The sequence below is a fragment of the Streptomyces recifensis genome (genome assembly GCF_002154615.1).
Classification (GTDB): Bacteria; Actinomycetota; Actinomycetes; order Streptomycetales; family Streptomycetaceae; genus Streptomyces; species Streptomyces griseoluteus.
The window spans coordinates 1-8,118 of record NZ_MUNH01000006.1 but is presented as its reverse complement, the minus strand read 5'-3'; the positions used below and the strand labels follow the sequence as shown (position 1 = coordinate 8,118).

Annotated in this window: 7 protein-coding genes and 1 pseudogene; 2 read left to right on the top strand and 6 right to left on the bottom strand. The window is 73.1% G+C overall.

Annotation, left to right across the window (positions count from 1 at the left end; translation table 11 throughout):
• Positions 1 to 818: 818 nt before the first annotated feature.
• The gene (locus CCN33_RS00340; RefSeq protein ID WP_167387735.1) at positions 819 to 1,184 is read right to left on the bottom strand and encodes an STAS domain-containing protein; all 366 of its coding nucleotides are present in this window, start codon (positions 1,182 to 1,184) and stop codon (positions 819 to 821) included.
• 169 nt (positions 1,185 to 1,353) lie between these two features.
• Here CCN33_RS00340 and CCN33_RS00335 point away from each other — a divergent pair, with 169 nt between their 5' ends.
• Both CCN33_RS00335 and CCN33_RS00330 read left to right on the top strand, forming a co-directional pair.
• Positions 1,354 to 2,829, top strand: a complete 1,476-nt coding sequence (locus tag CCN33_RS00335; RefSeq protein WP_086689915.1) for a sugar porter family MFS transporter — start codon at positions 1,354 to 1,356, stop codon at positions 2,827 to 2,829.
• A gap of 55 nt (positions 2,830 to 2,884) precedes the next feature.
• Positions 2,885 to 3,886 carry a helix-turn-helix transcriptional regulator gene (locus CCN33_RS00330; protein WP_086689913.1) on the top strand — a complete coding sequence of 334 codons (1,002 nt, stop codon included), beginning with the start codon at positions 2,885 to 2,887 and terminating at the stop codon, positions 3,884 to 3,886.
• Here CCN33_RS00330 and CCN33_RS00325 read toward each other — a convergent pair.
• The 5 genes and pseudogenes from CCN33_RS00325 to CCN33_RS33620 all read right to left on the bottom strand — a co-directional run.
• On the bottom strand, positions 3,877 to 4,818 hold the full coding sequence (locus CCN33_RS00325; protein ID WP_086689911.1) for an SDR family oxidoreductase: 942 nt from the start codon (positions 4,816 to 4,818) through the stop codon (positions 3,877 to 3,879). The genes CCN33_RS00330 and CCN33_RS00325 overlap by 10 nt on opposite strands.
• A gap of 35 nt (positions 4,819 to 4,853) precedes the next feature.
• Positions 4,854 to 5,708: an SDR family oxidoreductase gene (locus CCN33_RS00320; protein ID WP_086689909.1), complete on the bottom strand. Its 855-nt coding sequence runs from the start codon at positions 5,706 to 5,708 to the stop codon at positions 4,854 to 4,856.
• 64 nt (positions 5,709 to 5,772) lie between these two features.
• The gene (locus tag CCN33_RS00315; RefSeq protein WP_086689907.1) at positions 5,773 to 6,669 is read right to left on the bottom strand and encodes a sucrase ferredoxin; all 897 of its coding nucleotides are present in this window, start codon (positions 6,667 to 6,669) and stop codon (positions 5,773 to 5,775) included.
• Between the two features lie 7 nt (positions 6,670 to 6,676).
• Positions 6,677 to 7,882, bottom strand: coding sequence for a cupin domain-containing protein (locus CCN33_RS00310; RefSeq protein ID WP_086689905.1), 1,206 nt, complete (start codon positions 7,880 to 7,882; stop codon positions 6,677 to 6,679).
• Positions 7,879 to 8,118, bottom strand: a pseudogene (locus CCN33_RS33620) (BatC protein); the annotation flags it as partial. The pseudogene CCN33_RS33620 and the gene CCN33_RS00310, both read right to left, overlap by 4 nt.

Below are 8,118 nucleotides of genomic sequence, written 5' to 3'. Positions count from 1 at the left end.
CGGCGGCGACGGCGGCGCGAGGCGGCTCACCGACGACGCGTCAGGCGGGGTGGCGGCCACCGGAGGGTGTGCTTGACGTGCTGTGCCTAAGGACCGGACGGCACCTTGCTGTTCAAGCCAATTGGCTGAGACGTACACACCAATCCCTGGATTCTGATGTGCGAACGCGGGGGCTGGAATGGTCGCCTTTTCCGCGCCGCGGTCAGCCTCGCACAGGAAGGGGGGCACGAATGCCGGAGCTGAGCGCTTTCGGTTCGTGATCTTAGTCGGCCGGTCGCGGCCACGTCTGTGAGCCATCTCACCCTGTGGACAGGGAACGGAGGGGCCCCGGGAAGCCTCGTCTCCCTCAATCTCTCTTTCCCGCAGGTCACTTGGCCACAGCCTCCGATCCAACCCGCCTTCGGCTCTCCGGCGGGTGGCCCCAGCGCCGAGTTCCGCGACACCCGGATTCCGCACCCATCACGAAGCCCGAGCGGAATTGTTTCCGTGACGTTTCACTGAATTGCACGCCGCATTCGGGCTGGGTGAAAAAACAATCGCAAGAGGGCTCCGGTGTAATTCCCGAGCGCGTCATGCTCTCCGCCGGCGCCGGACCGGAGGACGCGGGAAATGGCAGCGGACCGCATCCGGTCGGGGCACCACAGCTTGGAGGAGCGGCCGGTCTTCGCCGGGACTCCGTCCTTCATCGCCACTCTGCGGGCCGGCGGGGGCCGGGACCGGCCCCGGTGTCCGGCCGCGTACACGGCGGCGGCCGGGCTCGCCGGCGCACTGTGCCCCTGGCCGACTGCCGGAGACCGCGCCGGGGCGCACCTAGGGCGCTACCGTGCGCGCGTGAGCCCGGCCTCGGCGGCCTCCGGGCTGGCGAAGGTGGGCAGCACCGCGGCGGTGCCGGTGACTTCGAGCATGCGGTCCACGTACCGGTTGGCGCCTATCAGTCCGACCGGGCGCTGCCGCCGGGTGGCGAGAAGGTGGTTGACGAGCAGGGAGTCGGCGAAGCCCAGGTGCCGGAGGTCGTACACGAGCGGGCCGGGGAAGACCCGCAGGACGTGGGCGGTGGCGCGCTCGACGTTGTCGATGAAGGCCAGGTCGAGTTCGCCGCGCAGTTCCATCACCCACACCGAGCCCCACGGCGCGGAGGCGGACACTCCCGTTCCGCCCTCGTCGTGCTGTTGCTGGGAGTACATGCGCACGAGCATTCCGTATTGCTTGACCCATGACAACATTGCGTGTCCGTGCGCACGCTCTGCGTCGCCGGCTGGTATATTCCGCCCCTTTCGTGCGCATCACCCACTCTCATCAGGGCAGACGGTCCCAGTCCGGGCGCCGAGAGACCCGGATTCGAGGGAATGGATCATGGTGTCAGTGCAGAGCGTGGACGACCGCCGCCCGAGCGGGTCACACGAAAGAGGGACAACAGCGGAGACCCCACGGACGGACCGGGCGGGAGCGGGCGGCCTGAACGGGCACATGCTGATGGCGGCCGTCGTGTCCGCGATCAGCGGCCTGCTGTACGGCTACGACACCGGCGTCATCTCCGGCGCGCTGCTCCAGATCTCCGACGAGTTCCAGATCGGCAGCACCATGAAGGAGACCATCGCGGCGGGCATCCTGCTGGGCGCGGTGATCGGCTCCCTGGTGTGCAGCCGGCTGTGCGAGCGCTTCGGGCGGCACCGCACCATCCTGCTGATGTGCGGGATCTTCATCGCGGGCAGTCTGAGCTGCGCCCTCGCCCCCGACGCGGTCGGCCTGGCCCTCGCCCGCGTGCTGCTGGGCTTCGCGGTCGGCGGCGCCACCCAGACCGTACCGATGTACGTGGCCGAGCTGGCCCCCATGGCGATCCGCGGCCGCCTGGTCCTCTGCTTCCAGCTCGCCATCGGCGCGGGCATCGTCATCGCCACCGTCGTCGGCGCGACCGAGGCCGTGTCCTGGCGGGTGGCCATCGGGGCCGCCGCCGCACCCGCCCTGCTGATGCTGCTCGGCCAGCTACGGCTCCCCGAGAGCCCCCGCTGGCTGATCCTGCGCCACGGGCGGACCGACCGGGCGCGCGAGGCGCTGGAGGAGCTGCGGCCCGAGGGGTACGACGTGGCGGCCGAGCTGGACGAGATCGCCGGCCTGGCCAGGCAGCAGGAGGACACCGACCGTGCCGAACGTGGCTGGCGCGGGCTGCGGCAGCCGTGGGTGCGCCCGGCGCTGATCGTCGGCTGCGGCATAGCGGCCTTCACCCAGCTCTCCGGCATCGAAATGATCATCTACTACGCCCCGACCATCCTCACCGACAACGGCTTCCCCCAGACCGACGCGCTCCGGATCAGCGTCGCCCTCGGCGTGGTCTACCTGGTGATGATGATCGTCGGCCTGTGGATCGTGGACAAGGTCGGCCGCCGCCGGCTCACCCTGGTCATGGTGCCCGGAGCCGCGCTCAGCCTCTTCGCCCTCGGCGCCCTCTACGTCACCGGCCACGGCACCCGCGCCTACGTCCCGGCGATCGTGGGCTGCCTGCTGGCCTTCATGTTCTTCAACGCCGGCGGCCTCCAGCTCATGGGCTGGCTCACCGGATCGGAGATCCACCCGCTGTCGGTGCGGTCGGCCGCCACCAGCGTGCAGTCGGCCACCCTGTGGAGCACCAACCTGCTGATCACCCTCACCCTGCTGACGATGATCAACGCCTTCGGCGTGGGACAGGTCTTCTGGATCTACGCCCTGTTCAACGTCGCCGCCTGGCTGTTCGTCCGGCGGCGGATGCCGGAACTCACCGGGCGCAGCCTGGAGGACATCGAACGGCATCTGAAGGAGCGGAAGTTCCGGCCGCGCGACTTCGCCCGGTCGTGACCCCGGCCGGGGAGGTGCGGGACGCCGCGCCTCCCCGGTGCACGATGCTTGACCCATGCGTGCCGCCCGTCTGATCCGCATGGCGCTTCTCGTCCAGTCCACCCCCGGCCTGACCGCCGACGCCCTCGCCCGTGAACTGGACGTCTCCCGGCGTACGGTGATCCGCGACGCCCAGGCGCTCCAGGAGGCGGGCGTCCCCATCCGTGCCGAACGGGGCCGTGCGGGCGGCTACCACCTGGCGCCGGGCCACCGCACCCGGCTCACCACCCTGCACCCCACCGAGGCCGAGACCCTCTACCTGTCCGGCCTGCCCACCGCCCTGCGCGACCTCGGCCTGTCCGACGCGGCGGACACCGCGCGGCTGAAGCTCTCCGCCGCCCTGCTCCCCTCGCTCCGCGCGGCGGCCGAGTCCTCGGTGCGCCGCTTCCACCTCGACGCCCCGGCCTGGTTCCGCGAGCCGTCGGCCCCCGAGCTGCTGCCGGAGCTGGCCCGCGCGGTGTGGTCCGACCGCACCGTCGAGATCACCTACGCGCGGCCGGGCCGGGACGACGCGGTGACCCGCCTGCTCCAGCCGTACGGGCTCGTGCTGAAGGCGGGCGTCTGGTACGTCGTGGGCCGGGTCCCGGAGGGGCCGGGCGGCGCCTGGCGCACCTACCGCGTCGACCGGGTCACGGCCCTCTCTCCCACCGGGGACCAACCCTTCGTCCGCGAGCCGGACTTCGACCTGACCGAGTACTGGCGGGCCAACGCGGAGGCGTTCGCCCGCACCCTGCTGCGGACGACGGCCACCCTGCGTCTCACCGAGCGCGGGCTCGCCCGGCTGCCCGCCGTCGCGGACCCGGCCGGGGTCGCCGAGGCGCTGGCGTCCGCGAGCGGGCCGGACGCCGACGGCCGGGTGACCGTCGAGCTGCCGGTGGAGTCGGAGGAGGTCGCGTTCGCGCAGCTCAGCGAGTTGGGCGCGGACACGGAGGTACTGGCCCCGGACGGCCTGCGCGAACGCTTCCGCGCGCAAGCGCGGGATCTCGCCGCGCTGTACGGCGTGGCCGGTCAGCGGTAGTCGTCGGGGGTGCCCTCCTTGCCGCCGAACTTGACCTCCTCGAAGTAGGCCCAGGCGTCCGGCCGGCTGCCGTCGATGTCCGTGATGCCGTACGTCTGGGCGAGTTCCGCGCTGGAGGTGGACCTGCCGTTCCAGCGGGCGGCGCGGCCGGGGTCGGCGGCGAGGGCGGCGATGCCGCGGGCGAGGTAGGCGGGGGACTCGGCGGTGGCGAAGTCGGGTTCCCGGGCGACGGCGTCGCGCCAGTTCTCCTCGGTCACGCCGAAGTGGCCGAGCATCTGCTCCGAGCGCAGGAAGCCCGGCGTGACGGCGACGGCCGTACCGCCGTACTCGGCGAGTTCCTCGCCCAGGCCGAAGGCGATGCGGATCGGGGCGTTCTTGGCGAGGTCGTAGTAGAGGTTCTCCCGGTACCGGCGGTTGTAGACCGCCGTGCCGTCGGTGACCTCCACGTGCAGCGGACCGTCGGAGCGGATCAGGAGCGGGAGGGCGAGCGCGGCGGTGATCACGTGCGAGCGCACCCCGAGTTCGAGGATGCGCAGGCCGTCGTCGAGCGGGGTCTCCCAGCTCTTCCTGCCGAAGACGGAGCCCACCAGCAGGTGTTCGCCGCCCCAGAGGTCGTTGACGAGGATGTCGAGCCGCCCCTGCTCGCGGTCGATCCGCGCGACGAGCGTCCGCACCTGCTCGGGGTCCAGGTGGTCGGTGGGTACGGCGATTCCGGTGCCGCCGGCCGCCGTGACCAGCTCCGCCGTCTCCTCGATGGTCTCGGTGTCCCGCCCGACTTCGCTGGCCCGCTCGCGGGTGGTGCGTCCGGTGACGTAGACGGTGGCTCCGGCCCGGCCCAGCTCGACGGCCATCGCCCGCCCGGCGCCCCGGGTGGCCCCGGCGACGAGGGCGATGCGTCCGGCGAGGGGTGCGGTGAGGTCTTGTGTGGTCATGCTTCCACGGTGCCCGCCAAAGGTGACAGAGTTCGTCACCTTTGTTCGCGCGTGGCGTCGATTTTCTCGCTGACCACCGAGTACGCCGTGTCGCGGTGTGCGTCGTGCTCGGCCAGGCGGGCGGTCAGGGAGGCGCGGATGTCGTCGTACGTGTCCGAGCCGAGGGGCAGGCGGAGCGGGGCCGCACCGCTGTCCACGAGGTCGATCATGGCCTGGGTGATCTTCTCCGGGGCGTTGGGCAGGACGAAGGTGCCGTCGGTGAGGGCCCGGCGGGTCTCGCCGGCCGGGGTGGCGGCGTACTCCGGCATGGGCGGGGCGGCGTCCAGGGAGGCACCGAAGCCGGTCGGGGTGGCGCCGGGCTCCACGATGGTGAGGGCGATGCCGAAGGGGGCGATCTCCCGCGCGACCGTCTCGCAGAAGCCCTCGATGCCCCACTTGGAGGCGTGGTAGTAGGCGAAGCCGGGGTAGGTGGTCTGGCCGCCCGCCGTGGAGACCTGGAGGATGCGGCCGTGGCCCTGGGCGCGCAGGTGGGGCAGCGCGGCGCGGATGACGTGGATGGAACCGAGCAGGTTGGTGTCGATCACCCGCCGGATCTGTTCCTCACCGGCCTCCTCCACGGAGCCGAGGACGCCGTACCCCGCGTTGTTGACGACCACGTCGATCCCGCCCAGGTCCGCGAAGGCGTCGGCGAGGACCTGTTCGGTCCGGGCGGTGTCGGTGACGTCGAGACGGGCGGTCCACAACCGGTCGCCGTACTGGGCGCGCAGGTCGTCCAGGGCCTCGGGGCGGCGCAGGGTGGCCGCCACCCGGTCGCCGCGTGCGAGCAGCCGCTCGGTGAGGAGGCGGCCGAACCCGGACGAGGTGCCCGTGATGAACCAGGTGCTGGTCATGGTGTTCCTTCCGGTGAAGTCGCCTTCCGACGCTAGGAGTTGACGTGCACTCGAAGGCAAGCCGTCAGGCCGGGTGGATGGACCGCACCTCGTAGGCGACCGCCGGGCTCGGTACGGGGCCCCGGCAGGTGAGCCGGTGGGGGGCCGTGCGGTGGGCGCGCACCTCGATGTCGAACGCGGTCGGGTGCGGCGCGTGGAGTTCGACGCGGACACGCCAGTCGTCGCCGTCGCGGGCGGTGCCGGTGACCGTGTAGTCGTGCCGTCCGGCCGGGCCGAAGCGGGCGAGCAGCGCGGCGACGGCGACCTGCTGGGGCGGGGCGAGGTCGGTGTAGCCGCGCAGGAAGTCGGGGTGGACGCGCCCGGCGAGGTGCTCCTCGACCACACCCACGGCCGAGACGGGGTCGAGGAGGCCGTAGTAGGTCCCGTCGGGCACGACGACGACGTTGGCGGCGAACCGGTCCCCGCCCACGTGGGTGCACTCCCAGACGAGGTTGGGCCACCGCTCGCTGAGCGCCCGCGCCACGGGCCGGCCGCGTACCGCGCAGCAGATGTCGTGCTGGCCGTGCGCGCAGACCAGGACGACCGGCGGCTGGTCGAGACGGCCCGGCCACCGGAGGGCCTCGGTGATCTCCACGAGGTCCTGGTCGCTGCTCCAGGTGCCCCAGCGCTGGCGGTAGGCGCCCGACCGCTCGTAGTGCAGCACGGCCCAGCGGCCGGGCCCCTCCGGTCTGGGACGGGCGAGCCGCCGGACGAGGAAGATACGGGCGCGCACGGCGTGGGCGGCGGCCCAGACGTGAGCCTTGACCACCGGGTCCAGGTCGATGCCGTCGTAGCCGTTGGACGGCCACGCGCCCCGGTACTCGATCAGCACCCAGACCGTTCCGCGCGGCGCGGTGCCCGCGAGGGAGTCGCCGCGTATCCGGGCGGCGTCGGCGCAGAAGAACCGGTCTGTGGTGGTCACCGGGCCGCTACTGTCCGCCCGGCACCAGCACGCCCGCGCGCAGCAGCCGTCCGGCGAGGGGGAGCCCGAGGTCGCCGGCCGTACGGACCTCGCCGTCGAGCAGGCGGGTCACGGCGGGCAGGTCGGTCGCGGGGAAGTCGAGCCAGCCGACGCGGGTCATCAGGCGGGCACCCTCCAGCCGTGCCTCCAGGGCTTCTCGCAGGCGTACGGGCGACCCGGGAGCGAGGGCGTCGACGGCGGCGAGCTGCGCCAGCGGGCCGAGCGGTGCCGGACGGCCCTGGCCGCGCCGGGTGCGGTGGAACAGGGGGGCGGGGTCGGCGTCGGACAGCGCGGCGGTGAGGCGTTCGCGTACGCCGTCGAGCACGTCGGCCGTGGCGTCGGCGCCGAGCGGCAGCGTGGCGCGGGTCCAGGCGTCCTCGCGCAGCGCGGCGAGGGCTGCCTCGGCGAGCTGTTCGGCCAGCGCGTACCGGGTCCAGACGTGGACGCCCAGGGTCAGGTGGACGGAGACCTCGCCCTTGGCGCGGGCGGCGTGCAGCCAGCCGCGCGGCAGGTAGAGGACGTCGCCGGGCTCCAGCACGGTGTCGATGTAGGCGGGCCCCTCCGCCGCCTCGGCGACGGCCGCCCGGTGGCCGGTCCAGGGCTGGTCCCTGAGCGGGTCGCGGTGCACGGGCTCGTGGACGAGCCAGCGCTTGCTGCCCTGGATCTGGATGACGAACACGTCGTGGACGTCGTAGTGGTCGTCGAAGCCCTGGCTCTGCGGCGGGGTGACGTAGGCGTTGGCCTGCACGGGGTGTCCCAGCTCGGCGCTCAGGGCGGCGCAGAGTTCGCCGACCGGCGCCCAGGTGCGCTGGAGGGCCTGGAGGACGAGGGTGGCGCCGTCGGCGAACAGCCGCCACAGCGCGGTGTCGTCGAGCTGGTCGGCGATGGTGGCGCCGACTCCGCCGGGCGAGGTGTAGGACGACTCGGGGAGCACGGTGCCGTTCTTGGCGACGCGGAGGAAGGGCGTGCGCAGGCCCCGGCGCGCGATGAGTTCGTCCACCGCGCCGGCGTCGAACACGTCGGAGAAGTCGCTCGCGTGCCGGGCGAGCAGCGCGGTGCGCGACCAGACGTCCCGTGCGAAGACGTCGGGGCGGAGACCGGTCAGACGGCGCTCCAGAATCCCGGCACCCCCAGGGGTGCCGGGATCAGGGAAGGCGCCGGCCGGGCCGGTCAAGCGCCGCCGTCCGCACCGCCGTCGTGGACGCCGGGCTCACCGGCGGCTCCGCCGTCGGCCGGACCCTCGGCACCGCCGTCGGCGCCACCGTCGTGGACGCCGGGGACACCGGCCGCGCCACCGTCCGCGGGGCCCTCGGCACCCTCGTCCGCGCCGCCGTCGGCTCCGCCGTCGTGCACACCGGGGACGCCGGCCGCGCCGCCGTCCGCGGGGCCCTCGGCGCTGCCGTCCGCACC

Excerpts from the sequence above, each read along its gene's own strand:
- CCN33_RS00340 (WP_167387735.1), bottom strand. The coding sequence starts at position 1,184 with ATGTACTCCCAGCAACAGCACGACGAGGGCGGAACGGGAGTGTCCGCC.
- CCN33_RS00320 (WP_086689909.1), bottom strand. The coding sequence starts at position 5,708 with ATGACCAGCACCTGGTTCATCACGGGCACCTCGTCCGGGTTCGGCCGC.
- CCN33_RS00330 (WP_086689913.1), top strand. The coding sequence starts at position 2,885 with ATGCGTGCCGCCCGTCTGATCCGCATGGCGCTTCTCGTCCAGTCCACC.
- CCN33_RS00325 (WP_086689911.1), bottom strand. The coding sequence starts at position 4,818 with ATGACCACACAAGACCTCACCGCACCCCTCGCCGGACGCATCGCCCTC.
- CCN33_RS00335 (WP_086689915.1), top strand. The coding sequence starts at position 1,354 with ATGGTGTCAGTGCAGAGCGTGGACGACCGCCGCCCGAGCGGGTCACAC.